Here is a 26072-nt window from a genome sequence, read left to right as displayed (position 1 = left end):
TGCAGTCGAAGCTACGGCCCCGGTGGGGTCAGGCGGCGCGTTCGTCTCGGGTATGACAGAAGAACAGCCGCCCTGGGAAGCTTCCCAGGGCGGCTGTCGGGTAGGTCAACCGGAGTTTGGTCTCAGTGCGATAACCCTCAGTGCATCGCAGCCGCGGCGGAGGACTCGAGCGACTCGTCGCCCTCGCCCTCACCCTCGGCCTTCGGGCCCTCGTTGCGGCCGGCCAGCCGCTGCTCCGGCGTGATGATCGCCAGGATCAGCGCGATCGCCAGGAACGGCAGGGAGACCAGGAACACGTCGTCCATCGCGTCGACCAGCCCGTGCAGGGCGAAGCCCTTCAGCGGCTCCTTCAGCCCGTGCAGCGCCTGGACGCTGTTCGCCGCCTTGGCCAGTCCGTCGACCATCGACTGCGTGGCGTTCGGAACGATGTCGGACAGGTGCGTCTTCAGCCGGGTGGTCAGTACGGCGCCGTAGACCGCCGTACCGATCGCGCCACCCATCGAGCGGAAGAAGGTCATCGTCGACGTCGCGGTGCCCATGTGCTGCCGGGGCACGCTGTTCTGTGCCGCGGTGACGGTGATCTGCATCGACAGACCCAGACCGGCGCCCATCACGAACATGTAGATCGCCAGCTGCCAGTACGGCGTGGTCAGGCTCAGCGTGGACAGCAGCACCATGGCGCCGCCGACCAGGACCGCGGAGATGATCGGGAAGTGCTTGTACCGGCCGCTCTTGCTCATCATCTGGCCGCTCGGGATCGACGCGGAGAAGATACCGACGATCATCGGCAGCAACGCCAGGCCGGAGCGGGTCGGCGACAGGTCCTTGACCGCCTGCAGGTACAGCGGGAGGAAGATCAGCGCACCGAACATCGCGAACCCGAGCAGGAACGCGTACCCGGCGTACCCGGAGAAGATCCGGCCCTTGAACAGGTCCATCGGGATGATCGGCTCGGACACCCGCAGCTCGATCAGGACGAAGGCGACGGCGAGGACGACGGCGCCGATCAGCAGCGCCAGCGTGGTCCCGTTGCCCCAGCCGTTGGACGGGCCGCTCCAGGAGACGGCCAGCAGCAGCGAGGTGACGGCCGCGGCGACCGTGGAGGCGCCGAGGTAGTCGATCTTGTGCGAACGCTTCACGTGCGGCAGCTTCAGTACGGCGGCAACGATGCCCAGGGCAACCAGGCCGATCGGCACGTTGATCCAGAAGATCCAGCGCCAGCCGGGACCGTCGGTGAGCAGACCGCCGAGCAGCGGGCCGGCCACCGAGGACAGGCCGAAGACGGCGCCGAAGTACCCCATGTACTTACCGCGCTCGCGCGGCGGGATCACGTCGCCGATGGTGGCGAAGGCCAGTGACATCAGACCGCCGGCGCCCAGACCCTGGACGGCGCGGAAGCCGATCAGCTGCTCGATGTTCTGCGACAGCGCGGACAGCACCGAGCCGCCGAGGAAGGTGACGATCGCCGCGATGAACAGTGGGCGACGGCCGTAGAGGTCGGAAATCTTGCCCCACAACGGAGTCGAGGCGGTCGAGGTCAGCAGGTACGCCGTGACCACCCAGGACAACTTGTCGAGGCTGTTGAACTCGCTGACGATCCGAGGCAGCGCCGTGCCGACGATGCTCTGGTCCAGTGCGGCCAGGAACATGCCGGCCATCAGGCCGCCGAGGATGACCAGGATCTGCTTGTGGGACAGGTAGCTAGGACCGCTATCAGGCGCAGCGCCGCCGGCGGTGGCAGGCTCTGTGGTGCTCATCTGGTGCTCTCCAGGTTCTTGTCGGTGTTCTCGCGGGCGGCAGGATCACTGCCGGCCGCGGAGTCTTTGTCGGTACTGCGATCGGCCGGACGCAGTCGCGGTGCGACCGCGGCCCAGCCCTTGTCGGCCCAGGCGGCGTGCGGCGGGACGTCGGTCAGGGCGGCGACGCCGTCGGCGAACCGGGTCATCAGCCGCTCGAAGGTCAGCACGTCGTCCTCGCTCCAGCCCTCCATCGCCGCGCTCAGCAGCTCCATCCGGTGCCGGGCGCTGGCTTCCCACTGCTCGATGCCCTCGTCGGTCAGCTCGACCCGGAAGGCCCGGCCGTCGTCGGGGTCGGGGGAGCGGCGGACCAGGCCGAGTTGCTCCAGGGACCGGACATGGCGGCTGGCGGTCGAGGCGTCGAGCTCCATCCGCGCGGCCAGGTCGGACAGCCGCAATGCGCCACTGCACCGCAGCACGAACAGCACGATGTGGGCGCTGTGGTCGATCGTGTCGCCGGGCTGCTTGGCCTTCAGCCGGCGTCCGATCCTGGTAAACGCGTGCATGACGCCCTCGATGGGGGTCTGCGGTGTGTACGCGTCGTTTACTTGCATGCTGCAAGCATATACATGCTTGCGTGATACACGCAAATGAGTTTCCAAGGTGTTCAAGTGAGCCGCCACTCATTTGCTCTCGGTCGCCGAATGGTCACTGTCCGCAGCGAAACGCAACTGCCTTCACTCATTCGACGGCGGACGGGGGTGTTTTGTGACGCGGAGTGTGCGGCGTACTTTGCCGGGATGACGCAACTGGCAGTGGTGACCGGTGGTGGGTCGGGGCTCGGGCGGGAGATGGCGCTGGCTCTGGCGGCGGCCGGGTTCGACGTGTGGGTGACTGGTCGGACCGAGGAGAAGCTGCGGGAGACGGTCGAGCTCGGGGGCGGTCGAGTGCAGTTCGCAGTACTGGATGTGGCTGACGGGGCCGCGGTACGGGCGTTCTTCGGTGGGCTCGAGCGGGTCGACGTACTGGTGAACAACGCAGGGACCGGGTCGCCGGCCGCGGCCGTTCCGGACGTGCGGGAGGAGGACTGGCGGCGGGTGGTGGACACCAACCTGACCGGGTCGTTCCTGTGTGCGCAGGCTGCGTTCGACCTGATGCTGCGCCAGGACCCCAAGGGTGGGCGGATCATCAACAATGGGTCGATCTCGGCGCACGTACCGCGGCCGCAGGGGATCGCGTACACCGCGAGCAAGCACGCGATCAGCGGCCTGACCAAGGGCCTCGAGCTGGAGGGCCGGCCGCACGGCATCACCGCCTGCCAGATCGACATCGGGAACGCCGCGACCGCGATGACCGCCCGGATGGAGCAGGGCGTGCTCCAACCGGACGGCTCGATCGCCGCCGAGCCGACCTTCGACCCGAAGATCGTCGCGAACTTCGTCGTCCAGATCGCCCAGCTCCCGACCTCGGTCGCGGTTCCGACAATGACCGTGATGGCCGCAGGCATGCCGTACGTCGGCCGCGGTTGACCAATGCAGCTCGACAGTACGTATATGTCTACTGCGTTCAACCGCACGCCTGAGGATTGCCTGAACCGCGAGGCAGTGGGCATATACGTACTGTCGAGCTGCAGATGGATCGAGGCGCGCATCGGGATTGGGGCTGGTTGGAATCAGGCTGGCCGGACACGCGAGAGGGCGATCACGTCACTGGGAAGTCGGGCCACTGCTCCTTCAGTGCAGCGACGATCCGGGCGGTCGTTTCGCCGAGGAACCGCACTCCGGCCAGCTCCGTCTCGCTGCCTGCGTAGTCCGCTGGTACGACGACTTCGCCGGCGACCCACGTACGGCGTACCCGCTGAGTGGCGGCGATGTCGGCGAGGGGATCGCCGTCCACCAGCACGAGGTCGGCTCGCGCGCCGACCGTGAGCCGACCGCGGTCTGCGAGTCTGAAGACCTCAGCGGGCGCACTGGTCGCAGCCGCGATCGCCTCTGCCGGAGTGAACCCGGCACGCACCAAATGACCCAGCTCTCGGTGCAATGACGCTCCGAAGACCAGGCCGGGGTTTGGTGCGTCTGTCCCTGCCAGTACAGGTACGCCGGCCTGCAGCAACGCCAGCGTGTTCGCCCGGGCTGCAGCACCGTCCGGTGGTTGTGGCGGCATCCAACGACGCGACTGCCGGTCCAGCACGCGCCGCCATCGTGCAGGCATCCGAGCCATCAACTCAGCCTCGTCCAGCAACGGCAACCGCGCGGACGGCCCGCTGAATCCGTCGACGATGTCCAGCGTCGCGATCACCGCCACGCCGGCGACGGCTTCTATGTCCTGCGCAGTCATGAGGTCGGACGGCGCGTGCGCGAGTACGTCGATCCCGCAGGCGGCGACCGTGACCGCAGCAGCCGCGCTCGACACATGCGCGACCACCGTGAGCCCGTGCGCGTGAGCTTCGTCGGACAGCGCCCGTACCGTGTCGGCGGCCAGTGTGGGGAGTGCCAGACTGTTGTCGTAGATCAGCTTGAGGTGGTCCGCGCCCTCAGCGATCCGGTCGGCGACGAACTGCTTGGCATCGTCCGGGCCCGTGACGTAAGGGAATGGCGGGAACGCGATCGTCGGGTGACCGCCCGGAGCGGTCGCGCCGATGCTCGACGTACGGAAGTCGGATCCGAGTGCCCGCTCGGCATCGATCACCTCAGGCATGCTGAACTGGTCGATCAGCGTGGTCACGCCGAACGTCGCTGCCAGCTGGGTGGACCCTGGCGCGAGGTGGACGTGCGAGTCGATCAGGCCGGGGAGCACGGTGGAGCCCGCCCCGTCGATCCGCTGGTCACCCGGCTGTGCGATCTCCGGGCCGCCGATCGCCGTGATGCGACCGGCTGCGATCCGCAGGCAGTCGGCGGTCAGCGCCTTGCCTCGGTCGACCAGTTGGGTGTGAAGGATGGTGAAGGACATGCTGCGGACGCTAAAGGGTGACGTAACGTCATAGTCCAACCCGAATTCGGAGGTGTCGTGGAGCGCACGGTCAGCGAGGTCGCCCGGCTCGCCGGTGTCTCGGTGCGGACCCTGCGCCACTACGACTCGATCGGCCTGCTCCCACCCGGTCGGGTCGCCCCGAACGGCTACCGGTACTACGGCCGGCCCGAATTGCTCCGCCTGCAACGGATTCTGCTGCTTCGCGAGCTCGGCGTACCGCTGCCGGCGATCGCGCGGATCCTGGACGAGCAGGACGACGAGGTCAGCGCGTTGCAGGACCATCGCGCGCAGTTGCTGCAGGAGCGGCGGCGCCTGGACGACATCCTCGGCGCCGTCGACCGAACGATCGCTGGGCTGTCCGGCGACGAGACCGTGACCGACGACGAGTTCTTTGCCGGGCTGTCGCAGGCTCGGTCTCGCTTGCGGGACGATCTGGCCGACCGGTTTGGTGTGGCCGCGGCCGAGGGGTTCGAGAAGGCGGTCCGGGCGACGGACGGCTGGACGCGGGAGGACTACGAGCGGATGGGTGACGAGGGGCGCCGGCTGCTGTTGCGGATGGCAGCTGCGCGCGACCGCGGCGTACGGCCGGACTCTGCCGAGGCGCTCGAGCTGACGGAGCAGCACTACGACGGCGTACTGCAGCTCTGGCCGGCGACTCCCGCGACGTACTACGCGCTCGGTGATCTGATCCTCGACAACGCGGATCAGCGCTCGATCATCGCGTCCGTGGACGAGGAACTGCCCGAGTGGCTGGCGGTCGCGATCAGGGCGTACGCGGTGCAGCGGCTCGGATTCGCCCAAAACGACAAGAAAACTGTCCGGAGGTCCGTCTAGTGTCGGGCAGGTGAGTGAGCAGCGGGAGTCTCTGGTTCATGTTCGCGACCTGCGGAAGTCGTACGGCGACTTCGAGGCGGTGCGCGGGATCGACCTGGACGTATGGAAGGGCGAGGCGTTCGGCTTCCTCGGGCCGAACGGCGCCGGCAAGTCGTCGACGATGCGGATGATCGGCGCGGTCTCCCCGGCCAGCGGCGGCACGCTGCGGATCCTCGGCCTGGACCCGGCCACCGACGGCCCGTCGATCCGCGCCCGGCTGGGTGTCTGCCCGCAGGACGACACCCTGGACACCGAGCTGACCGTCCGGGAGAACCTCACGATCTACGGACGGTACTTCGGACTCAGCCGGGCGGAGTGCCGGCTCCGGGCGGACGAGCTGCTCGAGTTCGTCGCGCTGACCGAGAAGGCGAAGGTCAAGGTCGACGAGCTGTCCGGCGGCATGAAGCGCCGGCTGACGATCGCGCGGTCGCTGGTCAGCAAGCCCGACCTGCTCCTCCTCGACGAGCCGACAACCGGTCTCGACCCGCAGGCCCGGCATCTGTTGTGGGACAAGCTGTTCCGGCTCAAACAGGCCGGCGTGACGCTGATCATCACCACCCACTACATGGACGAGGCCGAGCAGCTCTGCGACCGGCTCGTGGTGATGGACGGCGGCCTGATCGCGGCCGAGGGTTCGCCGGCGGAACTGATCCGGGACTACTCGACCCGCGAGGTGACCGAGCTGCGGTTCGGGCCGGACGTGATGCTTGCCGATCACGACGCCCTGGCCGGCAAGGTCGAGGATCTTGCCCAGCGCATCGAAGTACTGCCGGACCGTCTGCTGCTCTACACCGACGACGGCGAGCGCGCGGTCGCCGCCGTACACGAGCGCGGCCTCCAACCTGCCGCTGTGCTGGTACGTCGCTCCACCTTGGAGGACGTGTTCCTCCGCCTCACCGGCCGGACGTTGGTGGACTGATGGCACTTGCCGTTGAGAACGGTCGCCGGATGTTCGACTACTGGCTGACCGTCTACAAGCGGACCTGGAAGGGCACGATGATCAGCAGCTTCCTGCTGCCGATGCTCTACCTGGCCGCGATGGGGATCGGGCTCGGCTCGTTCGTCGACAGCAACGGGACAGGCGCGCTCGGTGGGGTCAGCTACCTGCAATTCATCGCGCCTGGGCTGCTGGCCTCGACCGCTATGCAGATCGCGGTCGGTGAGTCGACATACCCGGTGATGTCCGGGCTGAAGTGGCAGAAGTTCTACCACTCGATGATCGCGACGCCGCTGCGGCCGGCGGATGTTGTCTACGGGCAGCTCGCGTTCATCGCGTTTCGGGTGCTGAGCTCGTGTGCGGTGTTCCTGGTGATCATCACGTTGTTCGGCGGGCTGAGGTCGCCGCTCGGCGTGCTCGGGTTGCCGGTCGCGCTGCTCGTCGGGATGGCGGTCGCCGGTCCGATCGCGGCGTACGCGACGACCCTGGAGAACGACTCCGGCTTCGCGATGATCTTCCGCTTCGGCGTGGTCCCGGCATTCCTGTTCTCCGGTGCGTTCTTCCCGGTCTCGCAGCTGCCGAACTGGATCGAGTGGCTCGCGTACGTGAGTCCGCTGTGGCACGCGGTCGACCTGTCCCGCAACCTGAGCTTCGGCACGGTCAACCCGTGGCTGGCGCTCGTCAACGTCGTCTACCTGCTGGCCTGGTTCATCGCCGGCACTTGGCTCGCCGTCCGCGGCTTCACCCGAAAGTTGATCCGCTGATGGCAACTATTGCAGCCCGGGTTGTCCCGGTTCCGGTCCGCCTCGGTGGTGGGCGACATATCGTCGAGCGGAACTTCCTGCTCTACCGACGGTCGTGGGTCGTCTTCCTGTCCGGGTTCTTCGAGCCGGTGTTCTACCTGCTCTCGATCGGCATCGGCGTGGCCCACCTGGTCGGCGACTTCACGTTGGCCGACGGGACCAAGATCGCGTACGCCGCATTCGTGGCGCCGGCGATGCTGGCCAGTTCGGCGATGAACGGTGCGATCTTCGACTCGACGTACAACATCTTCTTCCGGATGAAGTACGCCAAGCTCTACGACTCGATGCTCGCGACCCCGCTGAAGCCGTGGGACGTGGCGACCGGCGAGGTGACGTGGGCGCTGCTGCGCGGCGCGATCTACTCGGCGATGTTCGTCCTGGTGATGCTGATCATGGGTCTGATCTCGTCGTGGTGGGCGCTGCTCGCGCTGCCGGCGTCGGTGCTGATCGGGTTCGCGTTCGCCGGTGCGGGGATGGCGCTGACCACGTTCATGCGGAGCTGGCAGGACTTCGAGTTCGTGCAGTTGGCGATCATGCCGATGTTCCTGTTTTCGGCCACGTTCTACCCGGTCGAGACGTACCCGGGCGCGATCCGCTGGCTGGTCGAGATCACCCCGCTCTACCAGGGCGTCGTCCTCGAACGCGCCTTCGCCACCGGCAACGTCAGCTGGTTCCTGCTGATCCACGCCTTCTATCTGGCGGCGATGGGCACGTTCGGCATGTACGTCGCTTCCCGTCGCCTCGGCAAACTCCTGCTGAAGTGATCGGAACGCGCTGAGGCGCAGCGCCGTCGGAGTGGGCATGACGGACATGTCCTTCCGCGATCTCGTGCGGGCGCCGAAGGTGGAGCTGCCTGGCGGACCGCGGCGGTGGGTCGTCGAGTCGCTGCGGCTGCTGATCGACCACTTCGGGACAGATCCGTTGCGCCGGCCGGCGGTCGTGCCGAAGGAGTTCGTCGCGGACGGGTACGACGGGTCTGAGGAGGCTGCTCGGGAGTTGTGCCTGAGAGTGGCTGAGCGGATGGGTATTCCGTCTGAGCGGATCCGGTTCAGCTTTCGGCTGGAGAAGGTGGTCGAGGCCGGTCAGTTGCTCGGGGCAACCCTCGTCAACGCATTCGTCGCGCAATCACTACCCGCCTTCCACGGGGCTGCATCTGGCGACATTGCCGCTGTACGGAAGTACTCGAGGCTGCTCGGCGTCGCGCCGAAGGATCGGTTTGCGGAGTTGTTGGTGGAGTGTGGGGTGCACGATGCTTCGCCGGAGGAGCCTGACGGTGTTGGCGACGGGCTGTTGCCGGAGATCCAGCGGTTCGCCTTCCTCGACTTCCTCACCGAACTCGTCCGCTGCCGCCACATCGCAGCCGAACCAAACCCCGACCGACGCGCCGAGCTCGAACAGCAACCAGCCCGCCCGGATCCCGAGGCCGCCGCCGCAGAGTCGCGGACTGCCGGACGCTGGACCGACCTGACCTACTGCATGCCCGGCGTCGAGCTCTTACCCGGCCACACCGCAGTCATGCTCGGCTCCGACATCCTCGCGGACCCGACCGTCCTCCTCTCCGCAGCATCACACGAGCTCGGTCACCAAGTCCTGATGTCGTCGGACGTCCCCGGTGCCACCGGCGTACTGCGGGAGCCGCTGACCGACCTGTACGCCGTACTCCACGGCTTCGGCATCGCGCACGCGAACGCCGCCCTCGACGAGACCACGATCGACACCCCGACCGTCGAAACCTTCGGCTACCTAGGCGAAACGGCCGTCGCCGAAGCACTCGCCGTCTACCGCTTCCAGCAGCACCGACTCGTCCGTGACGGCCCGCTGCTCCCGGCCTGGCACCAGGCCCTCGACCCCGAACCACGAGCCCGCTTCGTCGCCCGGCTCGACGAGCTGATCGGCGGCCCACCGACCGCGTTGGGTTGGTGATCCAGCTGCAACATTGAAGTGGAACGGCCGCCGAGCCAGCCGCGTCAGTTTCGATATGAATCTGATCGGTGCGTGGCGGCGCCGGCGGCGGGACCGGGAGCGCCTGTACGGGCCGAAGGTCGTGCTGCCCGGTGGACCGGAACAGTGGATGGAGGACTCGCTGGACTGGTTGACCGGCCGGTTCGGGGTCGAGCCACTGCGTCGTCCGCCCGTGCTGCCAAGCGTCTTCGTGCCCAGGGGGTACGACGGCTCGGAGCAGGCGGCCCGCGAACTCTGCCTGAAGGTCTGTGCCTGGATGGAGGTGCCCGACGACCGGATCCGGTTCAGTTTCCGGATGGACGAGGTCCGAGCCGCTGCCCGTAGCGCGGCCGTCCACCGCCTCAACGCCGAGCAGTGCCCCGAAGTCGCGGTCTCGGGGCTCAGGGCAACGATGACGATGGCCGAGGTGGCCGCACTGGCCGCCGCGGGATTCGAGGCCGAAATCAGCGTGCTCGCCGAGCGCGAGCTGCGGGCCGAGCTGCAACGCAGTACGGCGATCCTCCAGGAGACGAACCTGGACCGGCGAGCCGAGCTCTGCGAACGCGCCGAGGCGATCTGGTCGGCACCGGCAGGCGGCGGTTCGCGGGCTTGCTGGGTAGATCTGCGCACCGGCGGCTACGAGGGTACGGCGGTCATGCTGTCGGCCGACGTTCTCGCCGACCCGGCCACGGTGGTAGCTGCCATCGCTCACGAGCTCGGGCACGAGGTGCTCTGGGGATATCACCTGATGGACCGGCAACGGCGGGACGCCGAGGCGGTCACCGACCTGTTCGCGGTGTTCCACGGGTTCGGCATCTTCCTCGCGAACCAGGCGGTCGAGCCGGTGCGCGGCCGCCGCGAAACACTGCAGAGCCTGGGCTACCTGGGTGAGCGCGGCGCCTCGGAAGCGTTGGCGGCGTACTGCTTCCGTCGGCACCTCTTGTGGCCGGAGTCGCCGTTGCCGACGATGCCGACCGAGCTCGACCGACCGGTCCAGGCCCGCACGTTCGCCCGGCTCTCAGTGATGGTCGCGGCAGCCGAGATCGCGTCGATCCAGGAAGGTGCGCCGCTGGCCTGATGCGGACCCGGCAGGTTTGCCGAGACGCCGGCCAGGCATGATCCCGCGGGTGAGGAATCCGATCGGGCAGCTACGTCGAAGTCAGCAGGTGCGATCCCAGCTGAAGGCACCACGCGAGCGGTTGCCTGGCGGCAGCCGCCGTTGGATCCGCTCGTCGATGGACTGGCTGGTGGCCGAGTTCGGCCGCGACATCCTGCTCCGCCCGATCGCCCTGCCGGACGACGTCATCCCCGACGGGTACGACGGAAGCCGGGCGGCCGCGGCCGAACTGTGCGGCCGGGTCGACGGCCGGATGGATCTTCGGCCCGGCCAGTGCGGACTCAGCTTCGAGCTCAACGGCGTCCGCCGTCCCGCCAACCGCGGCACAACCGTGGTGGTGAAGGAGCAGCACGGGCGCTGGATCCGCGGCACCGACCAGAACGAGATCCACCTCTCGCCCGCGCTGACCGCCGACCCGGTCGCGCTGATCGCGATCTACGCCCACGAGGTCGGGCACGAACTGCTGCTCGGCGGCGGCCGGATCTCGCTGACCGGCCGGCCCGACCACGAGCCACTGACCGACCTGATCACCGTCTTCTACGGACTCGGGATCTTCACCGCCAACGCGGCGTACGAGCGACGTCCCCGGCCGAACGGGCGAGGCAAGCAGGCGCTGGCCCGCGGCTACCTCCGCGAGGCCGCGCTGTCCGAGGCCCTCGCGTACTACGCCATGTTGCGGGGTGAACGCAGGCCAGCCTGGGAGCGGCACCTGGATCCGCCGGTACGCCGCGGTATGCGCAACCAGCTAGCGATCCTGCACCGCTAGCAGCTTCCGCAGCCACCACACACCGCCGCGCACCATCGACTCCTTGCTCGGTCCGGCCAGGTGATCGGGCAGGTGTACGTACGTCATGATCTGGTAGAGCGCGCCGAGTTCCTCAGCGAGCTCGAGCGCGCGCCGGAGGTCAGCCGGCGAGGCGTACTCTTCCCACTCGCTCAGGTACGCATCGAGCACTCGTGGGTCGGCCGAGAGCTTCGACCGCGTCTCCTCGACGAAAGTCACCAGGTCCAGGAACGGATGCGCCAGCGCCGCGTCGGTCCAGTCGAAGGCCAGCGGAATACCATTGCGGACAGCAACGTTCCGTGGGTGCAGATCGCCGTGCAACAAGGTCTCCGGTACGCCGATCGCCGTCAACTCGATGATTGCCTCGCGCAACTGCTTACCGCGATCCGGCAACTGATCCCGGTCGGCCGGCTCGAGACGCTCGGTGATCGAGTTCGGTCCGAGCAGCCGATCCAGCTCGGCGTCGAGTACGGCGAGTCGACGGTCGGCGCAGCTGAACTCAAGCAGTCGCCCGGGCTGATCCGCATAACTGCGTTGCAGTCGAGCATGCCGCCGTACCGCGTCGATCCAGACGTCGATGTCGGTCTCGTCGGCGAGCGGTGAGCCGGCGTCGGGCAGCAGCATCCAGGCACGTTTCTCGTCGATCGCGATCGGCGCCGGCACCTCGCCTGGACGGTCGATGGACATCCTCTGCAGGAACAACGGCTCGTGGGCGAACAGCATCGGCAAGGCGTCCGGCCGAGTCGGTGTGATGGTCGTCGAGTGCGCGATCGCCTTGAAGTAGACGTCGCCGTCGGCCGTTGGAAAGCGCAGTACGTTCGACAAACCCCAGGAGCGAACCTGCGTCCACGGGCCAGTGGCTTCGAGGTGCTCGGCGATCCACGGCAGCGCTTCGTCGTACCACTCCGGCTTTGTCCAGGCTGGCAGGTCCGAAGTGCTGGGGGCTTCACCTGAGTCCGCCATGACCACGTAGGTGAGCGGCTCGTCGGACAGGCACGTGAGTACGACGCCTTCGACACCCTGGTCGCGCAGCGCGAGGATCGTCGGCTCGACGTCCGGGAACCAGGTCCCGTCCGGAACCTCCAGCTCGAGGTTCGACGGGCGCGCCCCGACAGCCGTGGCTCTCATGTGTTGCAGCGTATGTGTCCGCCGCAACCGTTTTTCACCCGTAGGGTGATCCCGTGATCGATGCCAGGGATGTTGCACGGGCTGCCGATCTGCTGCACGACGTGGTGGCGCCGACGCCGTTGGAGTACTCGCGGTGGTTGAGCGAGCTGGTCGGCGGGGACGTGTTCTTGAAGTGCGAGAACCTGCAGCGGACCGGATCGTTCAAGCTACGCGGCGCGTACGTGCGGATGGCCAGATTGTCCAAGGCCGAACGCAACCGGGGCGTGGTCGCGGCGAGTGCGGGCAACCACGCGCAGGGCGTCGCGCTGGCGGCCCAGCTGCTCGGTATCAAGGCCACCGTCTTCATGCCGCACGGCGCCGCGATCCCGAAGGAGAAGGCGACCCGGGCGTACGGCGCAGACGTCCGCTTCGCCGGTACGTCGATCGACGACTGCTTGACCGCGGCCCGCGCCTTCGAGGCCGAGACGGGTGCGGTGCTGATCCATCCGTTCGACCACCCAGACATCGTCGCCGGTCAGGCGACCACCGGTCTTGAGATCGTCGAGCAGTGCCCGCAGGTCCGGACCGTCGTCGTACCGACCGGCGGTGGCGGTCTGCTCGCCGGGATCGCGTCCGCGATGCAGCGTGACGGGATGCCGATCGAGGTTGTCGGCGTACAGGCAGCTGGTGCGGCGGCGTTCCCGGCGTCGCTGGCGGCGGGGGAGCCGGTGCAGCTGGAGCGGATGGCGACGATGGCGGACGGGATCGCGGTCGGCCTGCCGGGGGAGGTGCCGTTCGAGACGGTGCAGCGGTATGTCGGTGAGGTGCGGACCGTCAGCGAGGATTCGTTGTCCAAGGCACTCTTGCTGGTGCTCGAGCGCGCGAAGCTGGTGGTCGAGCCGGCCGGTGCCGCCGCGGTTGCTGCCGTACTCGACGAGCCGACGCGGTTCAAGCCGCCGGTCGTCGTAGTGCTTTCCGGCGGCAACATCGACCCGCTGCTGCTGATGCGAGTGATCCGCAGCGGTATGGCGGCGGCCGGGCGGTACCTGTCGCTGCGGGTGCGGATCCCGGACACGCCCGGCGGACTGGCCACGTTGCTCACCCGGATCGCCGAGCTGGACGCCAACATCATCGAGATCCTGCACGAGCGCATCTCGGAGACCCTGAGCCTTGAGGAGGTCGAGGTCGCGCTGCAGCTCGAACTCCGGGGCGAGGACCACCGCGACCGCGTCCTGGCCGGCCTGGTCGCGAACGGTTACACCTACACGCTCAACTGACGCACGTACGTCACCAGACTGATCAGGAACTTGCCCGGCTCCTCCCACGGCGCGAGGTGCGCCGAGTGCTCGAACCAGATCGCCTGCTTGTACGGCGCCCGTACCTTCTCCATCCAGTCCGCCGTCGGCTGAGCCGGAGTCGTGTAGTCGTGCCGCCCGAGGAACATCACCACCGGAATCGGGAACTCGGTCACCCCGGTGTAGTCGACCTCCAGCATCTCGTCCAGCACCCGGCCCAACGTGAACTGGTTGCCCTCGTTGATGGTCTCGGTCTCCTCGACCGTGTACTCCGGCGACAGCATCGGCGCCTCGAAGTAGTACAGCGAGTCCTCGCGGTACGCCGACAGCCCGCCGCGGTACTGCGCCCATTGCCGGGCGATGATGATCCGCTCCCGGGTCAGCGGCTCGTCACCGGGGTACGGCGCGATGGAGGCGAGCTGCTCGAGGGCCTCGGTGTGGTTGTGCTTGCGCGCCTGTTGGAGCGCGTACTCGAAGCAGAGCGCCTCATTCGCGCGGGCGTCGATCACCTGACCGATGCCGACGTACGCGTGGAAGAGGTCGGGCCGGTCGAGGGCGGCTTGGATGGCGATGATGGTGCCCCAGCTGTGGCCGACGAGGACCAGCTTCTGGACGCCGTACCGCTCCCTGATCTGCTCGGCGAGCTCGATCGCATCCTCGACGTACTGCGCGATTGTCAGCGTGTCCGCGATGGTTTCGGGGTCGACCGTGCGGAGGGTTCGGCCGGCGGCGCGCTGGTCGTAGGTGACGACGGTGAAGTACTCCTCGACCGGTCGCTGGAACTCCCACGCGGCCGGGGCAAGTGGTGACGCCGGGCCGCCGTGGACGAACAGCATGACGGGGTTCGAGCGATCCTTGCCGCGGGCGTAGACGCAGTGGTCGATGCCGCCGGCGCGGAGTTCGTACTTCTCCTGGACGCCATTGGGCGTCACGATCCGATGCAGGTCCGCGATGATCTCGCGGGCTTCGGCGTACTCCTCAGTCATCCACTGAGGCTACGGGCTCGCAGGACTTCACGAGCGGGGCGTGCAGGCGCTCGGCGAGGACACGGCGCTGAGTGGGCCGGGCCTCGGTCTGGCGCTCCAGACCTTCGTCGGTCAGCCGGACGTTGATCGCGCGGCGGTCCTCGGGGCACATGTGACGCTCGACCAGACCGGCAACTTCCAGGCGGCCGATCACGCGGGACAGCGCGCTCTGGCTGAGATGCACGGACTTGGCGATTGTCGCCACCTTGGCGGACTGCTCCGGTAGCTCGGCGAGCCGCTCGAGCACCTCGTACTCACTCATTCCGAGCGAGTGACCGGCCTGCAAGGCCCGGTCGAGGGCGCAGGTCAGGTCGGCGTGGCGAGCGAGAAGCTCGCGCCATCCCCTGACGTCAGCACTTGCATCGGCGTTGGTCTCACCAGTCCCAACGCTGACCTTCGTAGCGGTCATGGTGGTGACCATAGCATGCACACGCATTCAATGCAAACGCATTTAATGCCTAGACATTAGATGCATGTGCATGGAATAGTCCTACCTCGTGACTACGCAAACCACATCATCACCAGCACGCATGACCTGGGATGCGCGCCTCTGGGGCGCACTTCTGGTGGTCTGCGGCGTGATCTTCCTCGACGGCCTGGACGTGTCCATGGTCGGCATGTCCCTGCCGTCCATCGGCGCCGACCTCGGCGTCTCTCTGTCCTCTCTCCAGTGGGTCGTGACCGGCTACGTGCTCGGGTACGGCGGCCTGCTGCTGCTCGGCGGCCGGACCGCCGATCTGCTCGGCCGGCGTCGCGTCTTCCTGATCGCACTGGCTGTCTTCGCTGTCGTCTCGATGCTGAGCTCACTGGCCAGCAACCCCGAACTGCTCATTGCGGCGCGGTTCGTGAAGGGAATCGCCGCGGCGTTCACCGCCCCGGCAGCTCTCTCGATCATCACCACCACCTTCCACGAGGGTCCGGATCGCAACCGAGCCCTCAGCATCTTCACCACGTGTGCTGCCAGCGGCTTCTCGATGGGCCTGATCCTCGGTGGCGCGCTGACCGAGGTCGGCTGGCGCTGGACCTTCCTGATGCCTGGCCCGGTCGCCCTGATCGTGCTGCTGTTCGGCCTCAAGCTGATCCCGAACAGCCCGCGCGACGACGCCGCCGGCGGGTACGACGTACCGGGCGCGATCACCGTCACCGGCGGCATGCTGTCTCTGGTGTACGCGGTCGTCGGCGCCGAGCACGCCGGCTGGGTCTCGGTGCAGACCTTCGGGCTGTTCGCACTCGCGATCGTCCTGCTGGCCGGCTTCGTGGCGATCGAGCTGCGCACGAAGCACCCGCTGGTCCGCCTCGGCATCCTGCGCAACCCGTCGCTGCGGCGGGCGAACCTGGCCATCCTGACCGTCTTCGGTTCGTACGTCGCCTTCCAGCTGATCGGCACCATGTACTTCCAGAACCTGCTCGGCTGGTCGTCCTTCCAGACCGCGCTCGGCTTCCTGCCGGCCGGCGTCCTGGTCGCCACGCTCTCGCCGAACGTCGGCAAGATCGTGGACCGGGTCGGCACCGAGAAGATGATCATCCTCGCGATGGGGCTGTTCGTCGCCGGGTACGCCCTGTCGCTGCGGATCGGGCCGGAGTCGGCGTACTTCTCGACCGTGTTCCCGACGATCATGCTGCTCGGTCTCGGGTTCGCGATCGGGTTCCCGTCGCTGAACATCCAGGCGGTGTCCGGCGTCCCGGACCACGAGCAGGGGCTCGCGTCGGGACTGTTCAACACCTCCAACCAGGTCGGCGGCGCGGTGGTTCTCGCGATCGTGACCGCGGTGATCAGCGGCAAGTCGGTCGGCGTGACCACGGCGGCCGGTGTGCTTCCGGCGTACAGGTCGGGGCTCGGGGTCGTGACGGGGATCGCGGCGCTCGGTCTGGTGATCGCTCTGACCGGTCTGCGGGGGCTGCGTGCTCGCCGGGCCGCTGAGGAGACGGAGGAGGCCGAGTTGGTCGCCGTACAGGACGAGCTGGCGTCGGAGGAGATGACGCCGGCGGCATGACAACAACAACCAGCTCCACCGGAGCTGTTTGGATATAGAGAACGCAGTTGCGGGTCCTGGGCTACTCCCCAGGGCCCGCACTGCTGCGTTCCGTGGGGTCTCGGGGCGATCCCCGATTGGTTTCGACCTCGCGGGGTGCTGGACTGGGGGCATGAGCAACCAGAGCTACGACCTGCAGGTCAAGGACATCCTGGACAGGGTCGCCAAGGGCCACCTCTCGAGCGAGGAGGCCGCCACCCTGATCGCCGCCATCAAGCCGACCGCTTCGGCAGACGCCGGCGACACCAGTGCCGCCAACGGAGCGAGCACGCAGGAGCCGGTTGCTGACGATGTGCCGAGCCCGGCCGCGTGGGCCGACGCGGTGGACTCTCCGACCGCCGAGCCGAAGAGCGACCCCGTAGCCGAGCCGAAGAGCGAGCCAACGGCCCGGCATGCCGGTGAGCCGTCGGTTGTGCAGGACAGTGTGGTTGACGACGTGGTTGACGACGCCGAGGCTGAGCCGGTCGAGGAGGAGCACAGCAACGTGCCGGTTCCGGCGGGCGTGCAGCGGGTGACGGTACGGGCGATCGGCCGCCGGGTGCGGCTGATCGGCGAGCCGGCCGTGAACGGCGTCGCCGTCGACGGGCCGCACGTGATCAAGCGCGACGGCGACACCCTCGCCATCAGCAGCGAAGGCGACATGGGCGTCTCGATCGACGGCTTCAGCATGCTGCGGAACCCGACCGACCTGAAGGCGCACGTGAACGGTCTGGCCAAGGAGCTCTCGATCCGGGTCAACCCGAGCCTCCAGGTCGAGGTCGAGGTGACCGGCGGCAGCGTCAACGCCGAACGCCTGCCCGGCCTGACCCGGGTCCGCGTCACCGCCGGTACGGCGAAGGTCACCGACGTCGACGGCCCGATCGACGTACTCGTCCAAGCCGGCTCGGCCGACCTGGACGCCCAGATCACCAAGGGCAGGTCCCGCGTCCGCGTCGAGTCCGGTACGGCGAAGGTCTCGCTCCGCCGCGGCTCCGACGTCCACGTCCACACCGAGGCCCAACTCGGCCGCGTCACCTGGGCCGGCGCCGTCTCCGGCCAGTCCAAAGACGTCGAAATCGGCCGCGGCCGCGCCGCCCTCGATGTAGAGGTCCTCGTCGGCACCGCTCAGATCGTCTCCGACTGAGTGACCGGGATCGTGCGTAACGTGCGAAGCGGGGAGAAGTAGAGGAAGGCGTTGCCGGCCAGGGTGCCGAGGCCTGCGATCCACAGGGTGGTGTGCAGGCCGAACGCGGTGGCGAGGGTGCCGCCGAGGAGGCTGCCGATCGGGGCGGCGCCCCAGCTGACGAAGCTCATGGTGGCGCTGACCCGGCCCTGCAGTTCGGGCGGGCAGAGTCGCTGCCGCGCGCTCGCCTGCAGGATGTAGCTGACGATGATGCAGAAGCCGGCGAGCAGGGTGGCGACTACGAACCAGCTGACCTGCCAGCCGGGTGCGGTCAGCGCTTGCACGGTGAACGCGACACCGATGCCCGTCGACGACAGCAAGAGCGTGCGCGCATCGCCGTACCGCATGCTGAGTCGCTCGGTGACAACGGAGGCCACGATCGCGCCGCCGAGGCCGATCATGCTGAGTACGCCGATGGTTGCCGGCTGCAAATGAACTCCGCGGACCAGGTAGACGATCATGATCGCGCCGGCCGCCGCCTGGAAGAGCATCGTCGCCATCGTGTTCAGAGCGAGCGGGCGCAGCAGCGGGTGATGGAACACGTACCGCAGGCCGTCCCCGATCTCGCGGCGCAGATCGGGCCGTTCGGGCTTCACCGGCTCGGCTTCCGGTGTGCGGATCGAGCGCAGCCACACGGCTGACCACAGGAAGCTGAGCGCGTCCAGCCCGATCGTCAGCGCTGCGCCCAGCCACTGAACGAGGACGCCGCTCAGTCCGGCGCCGATGACTGCGGCGATCGAGTGGTTGGCCGCGAGCTTTGCGTTGCCCGGCAGCAGTCGGTCCCGTTCGAGCATCCGCGGCAGGTACGAGTTGTGCGCGACGTCGAACAGTACGGTCAGGATCCCGGCCGGGACCAGGACGGCGTACACCTGCGTCAGGGTGAGTACGCCGAACCACCAGGCGACCGGGATCGACGCGAACAGGAGCGCCCGGAGCAGGTCGGCGTACACCAGGACCGGGCGGCAGCGGATCCGGTCGGCCCAGGCGCCGGCGAACAGACCGAGGACGAGCCAGGCGCCGGTCTCGCAGGTCCGCAGCAGCGAGACCTGCAGGGTCGACGCGTTCAGGGTCAGGACCGCGAGCAGCGGGATGGCGCCCATGCTCAGGCGCGACCCGAGCTGACTGAGCAGGTCGGCGGCCCACAACCGGCGGAAATCAGGGTGGCGAAGGATGCTCATGCCGCGACCGTAAACGCCGAGTTGAGTCTTGTCGACTCAAGTATCAACAAAGTTGAGTCGCCTCGACTCAATATAATTCACGGGTGAAATTGTCGGCGATCTCCGGCAGGATGGTGGCCTGCGTCACATCCAGAAGGGGGACGTTCGGATGGCTGCAATCGAGGCGACCGGCCTCGTGAAGACGTTCAAAGGCAGGAAAGCGACAGTCAAAGCGCTCGACGGGATCGATCTCGACGTGCCGGAGGGGACGGTGCTCGGCCTGCTCGGGCCGAACGGGGCGGGCAAGACCACGGCGGTCCGAGTGCTCACCACGCTGCTGAAGCCGGATGCGGGCACGGCCCGAGTGCTCGGGTACGACGTGGTGAAGGACGCCGACACGGTCCGCGGACTCGTCGGCCTCTCCGGGCAGTACGCCGCTGTTGACGAGCTGCTCACCGGCCGGGAGAACCTGTGGATGTTCGGCCGGCTGTACCGGCTGCCCAGTCAGCAGGCGAAGCAACGGGCCGAGGAGCTGCTGGCGACATTCGACCTGACCGAGGCGGCAGATCGGATCCTCAAGACGTACTCGGGTGGCATGCGGCGCCGGCTCGACCTGGCCGGTTCGCTGATCGCGCACCCGAAGGTGCTGTTCCTGGACGAGCCGACCACGGGTCTCGACCCACGGTCGCGGCTCGACCTGTGGCAGATCATCCGCGACCGGGTCCGCGAGGGCGTGACGATCCTGCTCACCACGCAGTACCTCGAGGAGGCCGACGAGCTGGCCGACAGCATCGCGGTCGTCGACCACGGCTCGGTGATCGCCCGCGGTACTGCGGACGAGCTGAAGGCGAAGGTGGGCGGTGAGCGGATCGAGGTCGTCGTCCACGACCCGGCCGACCTGACCCGGGCGCTGGAGTTGCTGACCGGGGCGCTCGGGATCGCCGATCCGGAATCGACCTCGCTCGAGGAGCACAACCGACGGCTCACGGTGCCGGCGCCGGGCGGTTCGAGCACGTTGGTCGAGGTGATCCGGACATTGGACGCCGCGCAGATCCGGATCGCCGACATCGGCCTGCGACGGCCGACGCTCGACGACGTGTTCCTCACCCTGACCGGGCACGAGGCCGAGCAGAAGGAGTCGCTGTGAGTGTCGAGCTGCCGGCCCGGGTGAACCCGTTGAGCCGGGCGTTGTCGGATGCCGGGATCCTGGCCTGGCGGAGTCTGAAGCGGATCCCGCGGACGCCGGACATGCTGATCTACGCGACCATCCAGCCGATCATGTTCGTGCTGTTGTTCGCGTACGTGTTCGGCAACGCGATCCCGATCCCGGGCTTCCCGGGACCCCGTGCGTACCGGGAGTTCCTGATGTCCGGGATCTTCGCGCAGACGATGGCGTTCGCGGTCGCGTCGGCGAGTGTCGGGCTGGCCGACGACATGTCGAAGGGGCTGATCGACCGGTTCCGGTCGTTGCCGATGGCAAGGTCCGGGGTGATCGCCGGGCGGGTGGTCGGCGACCTGGTGTTCAACGCGTTCGTGATGCTGATCATGGTGATCTGTGGGTTCATCGTCGGGTGGCGCTGGCACAACGGGTTCGGTCAGGCGCTGGCGGCGTTCGCGATCCTGCTGCTGTTCGCGTTCGCGATGCTCTGGGTCGGCGCGCTGATCGGGCTGTCGGTCGGTGGTCCTGAAGTGGCGTCGTCGGCGGGGCTGATCTGGCTGTTCCCGCTGACCTTCCTGTCGAACGCGTTCGTCCCGACTCCGCAGCTGCCCAAGGCCCTACAGCCGATCGCCGAGTGGAACCCGATCTCCTCGATCGTCGCGGCCTGCCGTCACTTGTTCGGCAACCCGTCCCCGTTCGCCAGCCCCGACGGCTTCCCGGCCCAGCATCCTGTCTGGCTGTCGCTGATGTGGTGCACCGCCATCATCGTCGTCTTCGCACCGCTGGCCGTCCGCAAATATCGGAGTGCCACTGGCCACTAGGTTCAGAGCCAGCCGCGCCGCATGGCGACGGCGCCGGCCTGGAAGCGGTTGGAGGTGCCGGTGAGTTCGTGCAGCCGGTGGACGCGGCGGCGCATGGTGCGAAGAGACCAGCCGAGTTGGCGTGCGATCGCGTCGTCCTTGAGGCCGGCGACGAGGAGGGTGAGCAGTGCGCGGTCGTCCTCGGTGAGTTCGCCGGACACCTCCGCGCCGAACGGGATCGCTTGCTGCCAGCAGAGCTCCCAATAGTCGACGAGGGCGTCCAAAAGGGTGCTCTGGTGGATGATCGCGGCGCGGAGGCCGTCCCCGACGTCGAGTGACAGCGGGAGCAGCGCGGTGGATCGGTCGGCGATGGCCAGCTTGACCCGTACGCCGGTCAGCATCCGGGCGTCCTCGCCGGCCCGGACGAGGCGCTTGATGTCCTTGCCGACGATCGGGTGCGCCAGCGCCTCGGGCGAGTACACGACCCGGTAGCGGACGCCGCGGTCGAGAGCGCGCTCCTCGACGGGGTTCTCGGTGGCCAGCACGTACGGCGGGCGGTCGAGGGCCATGAACTCCTCGGTGGTTTCCTGCTGCAGCTGGACGAACCGTCGTCCGAGCGCCTCGGGGCCGTGCACGATCTCGATCTCGTCGCCTTGCCGTCCGCCTGCGCCGTGCCGGTAGAGCTCACCGAGCTCGCGGGCCGCGACGCGGACCAGCTCGAGGGCTCGTTCCTGGTCGCGGACGAGGGCCTCGACGCCGCTGGCCGGGTCGATCGCGGAGAAGCGCTTGCCCTCGCCGGCGAGTTGCCCGACCAGGCCGAGGTCGTGGAGCCGGCCGAGTGCCTTGGTCACCCGGGCCTGGGAGTCGCCGAGGTCGGGCGTCAGCTCGGCGGCGGTGGCCGACCTACGGGTCAGCAGGACGCGGTACACGCGCTCGTCGAACGTACCGATCCCGGCCGCCTTCAGCTTCTCGTCGCCCACCGGGATGATGATGGCGCATATGAGCCACTGGCCGCTACGCGCCAGCAGAAACCGATGCGCTGCCACAGGAATCCCGGCTTCAATACCCGATATGCATTTCACAGCGCGTACCACGAACCTGGCCGGAGCCGTCACGGCCGGTTGTCTCGCGGTCACTCTCCTGGCTGCTGCCGGCGCCCCGGCGACGGCCGCGCCGTCCGCCGGCGAGGCCGGCAGCCGCGACGTCATCATCGTCTTCGACGCCGCCCCCGCCGCGACCGGCGTCGACCTCGCGAAGGCGGCAGGAGCACAAGCCGCCTCCGGCAAGCACCAGGCAGTCCGCACCGGCCAGGACGGCGTCCTTGCCGGGGCCCGCGCGGCAGGCCTGCAGGTCGCCGTACACAAACGCTTCGGCACTGTCCTGAACGCCGTCGCCGCCACCGTCCCCACCACCGAAGTCAGCACTCTCGAGAACCTCCCCGGTGTGGCCCGCGTCGTCCCGGATCTCCCCGTCCACGCCATGGCGTCCGATGCGGTCCGGATGGCGAAAGCCGCCACGACGTCGTCAGCCGCGGCGTCCGATGGTGCGGGTGCCGGGGTGACTGTTGCGATTGTCGATACCGGGGTGGACTACAGCCACCCGGATCTCGGTGGTGGGTTCGGGGCGGGGCACAAGGTTGTCGGGGGCTACGACTTCGTCAACGGTGACTCCGACCCGATGGATGACAACGGGCACGGGACGCACGTCGCCGGGATCATCGCCGCGAAGGCCGCCAGGCCGGGTGGGGTCACGGGTGCTGCGCCGGGGGCGGACATCGCCGCCTACAAGGCGCTTGACGCGAGCGGTTCCGGTACGAGTTCGGACATCGTTGCCGCTATCGACGCCGCGGTGGATCCGGCCGGCGCGCACCCGGCGGACGTCATCAACCTGAGTATCGGTGTGGACGGCGGATCCGGTGACGACCCGGTGACCGAGGCGGCGCAGGCAGCCGCGGACGCCGGGGTCATCGTGGTCGCCTCCGCCGGTAACGCCGGCCCGGCGGCTTCGTCGGTCGCCAGCCCCGCGGTCGCGCCCGGCGTCATCGCTGTCGGTGCGACCGAAGGCAACCGTCGCGTCGGTTCGGCGAGGATGGGCAACGAACCACTGCAGACCTTCGAGACCCCGCTCAGCGCCGGCGCTCCGGCCAAGCCCGCGACCGGCCGGCTGGTCGACGTCGGCTACGCCTCAGCCGAAGAGCTGACCGCGGCCGGAGACCTGCACGGCAAGGTCGCGCTGATGAACGGCTTCGCCGGCCCGACCGCCGAGTACGCCGGTTACATGGATCGGGAAGCGATCCAGCGCATCCAGGACGCCGGCGCCGTCGCGGTCCTGATCGGTCAACCGAGCTCCGGCGGCGTCAGCATCAGCGCGGTCCCCGAGCCCGGCCACATCTCGGCCGACGACAGCCTGCGGATGAAGTCGCTGGTCGTCCTCGGCATGGACGACACCCAGTACGCCGAACTCGCTACCGCCGCCGGTCGCGCCATCACCATCGTCGGCAAGGACGTCAGCGGCCAGCTCGCGCCCTTCTCCGCGCGCGGACCGGTGAACGACGGCACCTTCCGGCTCAAGCCCGACGTCTCGGCACCCGGCGTCGACGTCGTCTCGACGGTCCCCACCGCGCTCGATCCGTCCGGGTACGCCGCCATGTCCGGCACGTCGATGGCCAGCCCCGCGGTCGCCGGTGCGGCGGCCGTGATGCGCCAGCACTATCCGAACAAGCCGGCCGCCGAGATCCGGTCCGCGCTGATCGGGGCCTCCGACCCGCTGCCCGACGTACCGCCGACAACCGACGGCGCCGGCCGGATGGATCTCGCGACGGCGCTGAGGTCCCCGCTCGAGACGAGCCCGACCAGCCTCTCCTTCGGGCTCGCCGACCTCGACGGGAAGGCGATCTCGGCGTCGAAGCCGATCAGGCTGCACAACACCGGCAAGGGACGGCTCGTCGTACACCTCGACGCCAAGGGCGTGAAGCTGCGGCCGGCCACCGTGTCACTCGCGGCCGGTGAGTCCCGCACCGTCAAGGTCACCGTCACCGCGGACGTGCCGACGAAGAATACCGACATCCAAGGCGACCTGATCGCCTCGTTCAGCGGTGGCGCGGTGACCGTCCCGTACTTCCTCGCCGCCCGCCCGATGGGCGTCTACGTCACCCTCGGGTCCGTACCGAGCCTCGACGTCGTCGCGCCGCAGCCGTTCCAGGGCACGCCGCGGGCGAACCTGACTGGACCCGACGGCAAGACAAAAGCCGTGGCGCTCCAGAGCCGCGGTACCGCCTGGGCCGGCGCCTCCCTCGCAGGCCTGGTCACAGCACCCGGCCGCTACCACGTGACGTCGGCCGGTACGACGGCAGCGGGCGTGAATCTAATCGGCAGCACGTCGTTCGAGATACAGGGCAGTCCGTCGACGAGCTCCTGGTCGGCAACCGGACCCAACAGCCAGGGCGGCGAGGTCACGCCGTCACCACAGGGCGATGTCGCAGTCGCGACGGTGCCCGGCTCGACGCTTCCCTGGGTCAGCACGGACGCCGGCAAGACCTGGACCCCGCGCCCCGGGGCGCCGCTGTCCGCGAGCCTCGGCGACGGTTACGTGACCTTCGATCGCAAGGAATCGAAGCGTTTCTGGTTCGCCGTCAACGAGTGCGTCGGCGGCTGCGGCACCATCGTCCGCACCGACGACCAGGGTGTGACCTGGAAACCGCAACATCTGGACAACGCCCAGATCCTCGGTCTGTTCACGATGCCCGACGGAGCCGTCGTCGCGGTCACCCCGACCTCGCTGCTGTCGAGCACGGACAACGGGACGACCTGGTCGACCCACTCCGCCGGCATCAGCGGTGACGTGCAGTACGCCGCCGTACTCGGAGACAACCTCTATGTCACCGACGGCCAGAAGATCTGGTCGATGCCGATGTCCGGCGGGGCACCCGGCGCCGCCACACTGTCGTACTCGTCCACCACGACGGTCTTTGTCACCTCACTGTCCGCGGGCGACGGAGTGATCGCCGCCAACGTCTGGCTGCAGGGCGCCGTGGCGAGCACCGACGGTACGACGTGGAAGACGGTGCACGCGGGCACCTTCCATGAGAGCGTGCATGCCTCCGGTACGTCGATCTACGCGACCGACAACGGCACCGGCTATCTGTCGGACGACCGCGGCGCGACCTGGCGAGAGGTACAGACGCCGAACCCGAACGGGGTCGTCACCGACTTCGACGTCTGGGCCGCAGGTGACACCATCGCCAACTCGGCCGGCGTCTACCGCCTCGGCGACGACGGATTCCACCGGATCGGCCTGTCCGCCGCCACGGTGAACGACCTGCTCGCGGTCGGTGATCGGATGCTGGCAGCGACCGAGTCCGGCGTCTACGGCAGCCCTGTCGACTCCATCAACCAGGAGTGGGGCGCCGGCGAGGGCGAGGGGATGGTCGGCGCCGGTACGCGGTACCTGGCGTCGAGTCACGACGTACTGTGGCGGCTCGGTGCCGATGCCTTCGGCGGCAGCCTGGTCGATCGCAGCGATGACGGCGGGACGACCTGGACCCGGAAGAGCACCACGGACAACCTCCCGACGGCGCTGTGGGCCGACCCGGACGACGCGGCTCATGTGGTCGCCGGGTTCGCGCGCCAGACCGACGGCGCGACCGGCATCCGGGTCACCAAGGACGGCGGCCAGACCTGGAAGAACATCTACACGTCCTTCTACGTCGAGGCGATCGGCACCGACGACGCGGGCCGGTTGCTGCTCGGCGGACCCGGCGGTCTGTTCCGCTCGACCGACGGCGGCGCGACGTCCACGAAGATCCTGGACGGCCGGGTCAGCGCGATCCGGCGTACCGGCCGCTACCTGATCGCCGCCGGTGACGCGATCAGCGTCAGCACCAAGAACGGCCGGTGGACTACGGCCGACCTCGGCGGGGTACCGACCTCGATCGGTGACGTCGTTGTCACCGGCAAGGCCTGGTACGCCGCCGGCGCCGACACCTTCTCGGGCGTGCCGGTCGCGGGTCGAGGCGTACTCGAATCGACCGACCACGGCCGCAGCTGGCACAGCATCGGCGCCGGCCTGCCGACCACGGATGCGCGTGCACTCGCGGTCAGCAGCGACGGCCGCTGGCTGTACACCGGGCTCGGGTCGGCCGGCACCTACCGGATCCGGATCCGCTGACCCGGTG

22 protein-coding genes are annotated in these 26072 nt (G+C 68.4%); 14 read left to right on the top strand and 8 right to left on the bottom strand.

Annotation, left to right across the window (positions count from 1 at the left end):
* Positions 1-137: 137 nt before the first annotated feature.
* Both EV650_RS35120 and EV650_RS35115 read right to left on the bottom strand, forming a co-directional pair.
* Positions 138-1757 (bottom strand): MDR family MFS transporter, encoded by a 1620-nt coding sequence (locus EV650_RS35120; RefSeq protein ID WP_134123453.1) that lies wholly within the window; start codon positions 1755-1757, stop codon positions 138-140.
* Complete coding sequence (locus EV650_RS35115; RefSeq protein WP_134123452.1) at positions 1754-2350, bottom strand: MarR family winged helix-turn-helix transcriptional regulator; 597 nt, start codon at positions 2348-2350, stop codon at positions 1754-1756. Before EV650_RS35115 ends, EV650_RS35120 begins: the two co-directional genes overlap by 4 nt.
* A gap of 186 nt (positions 2351-2536) precedes the next feature.
* On the opposite strand from EV650_RS35115, the gene EV650_RS35110 reads away from it, so the two are divergent.
* A complete protein-coding gene (locus EV650_RS35110; RefSeq protein WP_134123451.1) occupies positions 2537-3265 on the top strand; it encodes an SDR family oxidoreductase in 729 nt (242 codons plus the stop codon).
* Between the two features lie 172 nt (positions 3266-3437).
* Here the strand turns inward: EV650_RS35110 and EV650_RS35105 are convergent, their stop codons facing one another.
* Positions 3438-4685 (bottom strand): amidohydrolase family protein, encoded by a 1248-nt coding sequence (locus EV650_RS35105; protein ID WP_134123450.1) that lies wholly within the window; start codon positions 4683-4685, stop codon positions 3438-3440.
* 57 nt (positions 4686-4742) lie between these two features.
* On the opposite strand from EV650_RS35105, the gene EV650_RS35100 reads away from it, so the two are divergent.
* Genes EV650_RS35100 through EV650_RS35070 form a run of 7 tightly spaced genes read left to right on the top strand, consistent with a single transcriptional unit; the run spans position 4743 to position 11143 of the window.
* The gene (locus tag EV650_RS35100; protein ID WP_134123449.1) at positions 4743-5540 is read left to right on the top strand and encodes a MerR family transcriptional regulator; all 798 of its coding nucleotides are present in this window, start codon (positions 4743-4745) and stop codon (positions 5538-5540) included.
* A gap of 10 nt (positions 5541-5550) precedes the next feature.
* Positions 5551-6498 carry an ABC transporter ATP-binding protein gene (locus tag EV650_RS35095; RefSeq protein WP_134123448.1) on the top strand — a complete coding sequence of 316 codons (948 nt, stop codon included), beginning with the start codon at positions 5551-5553 and terminating at the stop codon, positions 6496-6498.
* Positions 6498-7280, top strand: a complete 783-nt coding sequence (locus EV650_RS35090) for an ABC transporter permease (protein ID WP_134123447.1) — start codon at positions 6498-6500, stop codon at positions 7278-7280. The genes EV650_RS35095 and EV650_RS35090 overlap by 1 nt, the downstream gene beginning before the upstream one ends.
* The gene (locus tag EV650_RS35085) at positions 7280-8083 is read left to right on the top strand and encodes an ABC transporter permease (RefSeq protein WP_134123446.1); all 804 of its coding nucleotides are present in this window, start codon (positions 7280-7282) and stop codon (positions 8081-8083) included. Before EV650_RS35090 ends, EV650_RS35085 begins: the two co-directional genes overlap by 1 nt.
* A gap of 37 nt (positions 8084-8120) precedes the next feature.
* The gene (locus tag EV650_RS35080) at positions 8121-9242 is read left to right on the top strand and encodes a hypothetical protein (RefSeq protein WP_134123445.1); all 1122 of its coding nucleotides are present in this window, start codon (positions 8121-8123) and stop codon (positions 9240-9242) included.
* 55 nt (positions 9243-9297) lie between these two features.
* On the top strand, positions 9298-10338 hold the full coding sequence (locus EV650_RS35075; RefSeq protein ID WP_134123444.1) for a hypothetical protein: 1041 nt from the start codon (positions 9298-9300) through the stop codon (positions 10336-10338).
* A 49-nt stretch (positions 10339-10387) separates the two neighbouring features.
* Positions 10388-11143 carry a hypothetical protein gene (locus EV650_RS35070; protein WP_134123443.1) on the top strand — a complete coding sequence of 252 codons (756 nt, stop codon included), beginning with the start codon at positions 10388-10390 and terminating at the stop codon, positions 11141-11143.
* Here the strand turns inward: EV650_RS35070 and EV650_RS35065 are convergent.
* Positions 11123-12289 carry an aminoglycoside phosphotransferase family protein gene (locus tag EV650_RS35065; protein ID WP_134123442.1) on the bottom strand — a complete coding sequence of 389 codons (1167 nt, stop codon included), beginning with the start codon at positions 12287-12289 and terminating at the stop codon, positions 11123-11125. The genes EV650_RS35070 and EV650_RS35065 overlap by 21 nt on opposite strands.
* A 53-nt stretch (positions 12290-12342) precedes the next feature.
* Between EV650_RS35065 and ilvA the strand changes: the two genes are divergently transcribed.
* Positions 12343-13545 carry a threonine ammonia-lyase gene (ilvA, locus tag EV650_RS35060; protein ID WP_134123441.1) on the top strand — a complete coding sequence of 401 codons (1203 nt, stop codon included), beginning with the start codon at positions 12343-12345 and terminating at the stop codon, positions 13543-13545.
* On the opposite strand, the gene EV650_RS35055 is transcribed toward ilvA, so the two are convergent.
* On the bottom strand, positions 13530-14549 hold the full coding sequence (locus tag EV650_RS35055; RefSeq protein WP_134123440.1) for an alpha/beta hydrolase: 1020 nt from the start codon (positions 14547-14549) through the stop codon (positions 13530-13532). The genes ilvA and EV650_RS35055 overlap by 16 nt on opposite strands.
* The gene (locus EV650_RS35050; protein ID WP_134123439.1) at positions 14542-14997 is read right to left on the bottom strand and encodes a MarR family winged helix-turn-helix transcriptional regulator; all 456 of its coding nucleotides are present in this window, start codon (positions 14995-14997) and stop codon (positions 14542-14544) included. Before EV650_RS35050 ends, EV650_RS35055 begins: the two co-directional genes overlap by 8 nt.
* A 121-nt stretch (positions 14998-15118) precedes the next feature.
* Between EV650_RS35050 and EV650_RS35045 the strand changes: the two genes are divergently transcribed.
* Both EV650_RS35045 and EV650_RS35040 read left to right on the top strand, forming a co-directional pair.
* On the top strand, positions 15119-16582 hold the full coding sequence (locus EV650_RS35045; RefSeq protein ID WP_134123438.1) for an MFS transporter: 1464 nt from the start codon (positions 15119-15121) through the stop codon (positions 16580-16582).
* A 151-nt stretch (positions 16583-16733) separates the two neighbouring features.
* A complete protein-coding gene (locus EV650_RS35040; RefSeq protein ID WP_134123437.1) occupies positions 16734-17744 on the top strand; it encodes a hypothetical protein in 1011 nt (336 codons plus the stop codon).
* On the opposite strand, the gene EV650_RS35035 is transcribed toward EV650_RS35040, so the two are convergent.
* Positions 17726-18961, bottom strand: a complete 1236-nt coding sequence (locus EV650_RS35035; protein WP_134123436.1) for an MFS transporter — start codon at positions 18959-18961, stop codon at positions 17726-17728. The genes EV650_RS35040 and EV650_RS35035 overlap by 19 nt on opposite strands.
* Positions 18962-19109: 148 nt before the next feature.
* Here EV650_RS35035 and EV650_RS35030 point away from each other — a divergent pair, with 148 nt between their 5' ends.
* Entirely contained in the window at positions 19110-20087 is a 978-nt protein-coding gene (locus EV650_RS35030; protein WP_134123435.1) for an ATP-binding cassette domain-containing protein, read from the top strand.
* A complete protein-coding gene (locus EV650_RS35025) occupies positions 20084-20920 on the top strand; it encodes an ABC transporter permease (RefSeq protein WP_134123434.1) in 837 nt (278 codons plus the stop codon). Before EV650_RS35030 ends, EV650_RS35025 begins: the two co-directional genes overlap by 4 nt.
* A 2-nt stretch (positions 20921-20922) precedes the next feature.
* On the opposite strand, the gene EV650_RS35020 is transcribed toward EV650_RS35025, so the two are convergent.
* The gene (locus tag EV650_RS35020; RefSeq protein WP_202875196.1) at positions 20923-21879 is read right to left on the bottom strand and encodes a helix-turn-helix domain-containing protein; all 957 of its coding nucleotides are present in this window, start codon (positions 21877-21879) and stop codon (positions 20923-20925) included.
* Between the two features lie 91 nt (positions 21880-21970).
* On the opposite strand from EV650_RS35020, the gene EV650_RS40790 reads away from it, so the two are divergent.
* The gene (locus EV650_RS40790; RefSeq protein WP_202875194.1) at positions 21971-26065 is read left to right on the top strand and encodes a S8 family serine peptidase; all 4095 of its coding nucleotides are present in this window, start codon (positions 21971-21973) and stop codon (positions 26063-26065) included.
* The last annotated feature ends 7 nt before the right edge of the window (positions 26066-26072 follow it).

Origin of the sequence: Kribbella kalugense (genome assembly GCF_004365875.1) — a bacterium.
Classification (GTDB): domain Bacteria; phylum Actinomycetota; class Actinomycetes; order Propionibacteriales; family Kribbellaceae; genus Kribbella; species Kribbella kalugense.
The sequence above is the reverse complement of the archived record's forward strand: the minus strand, read 5'-3'. Positions and strand labels throughout refer to the sequence as shown.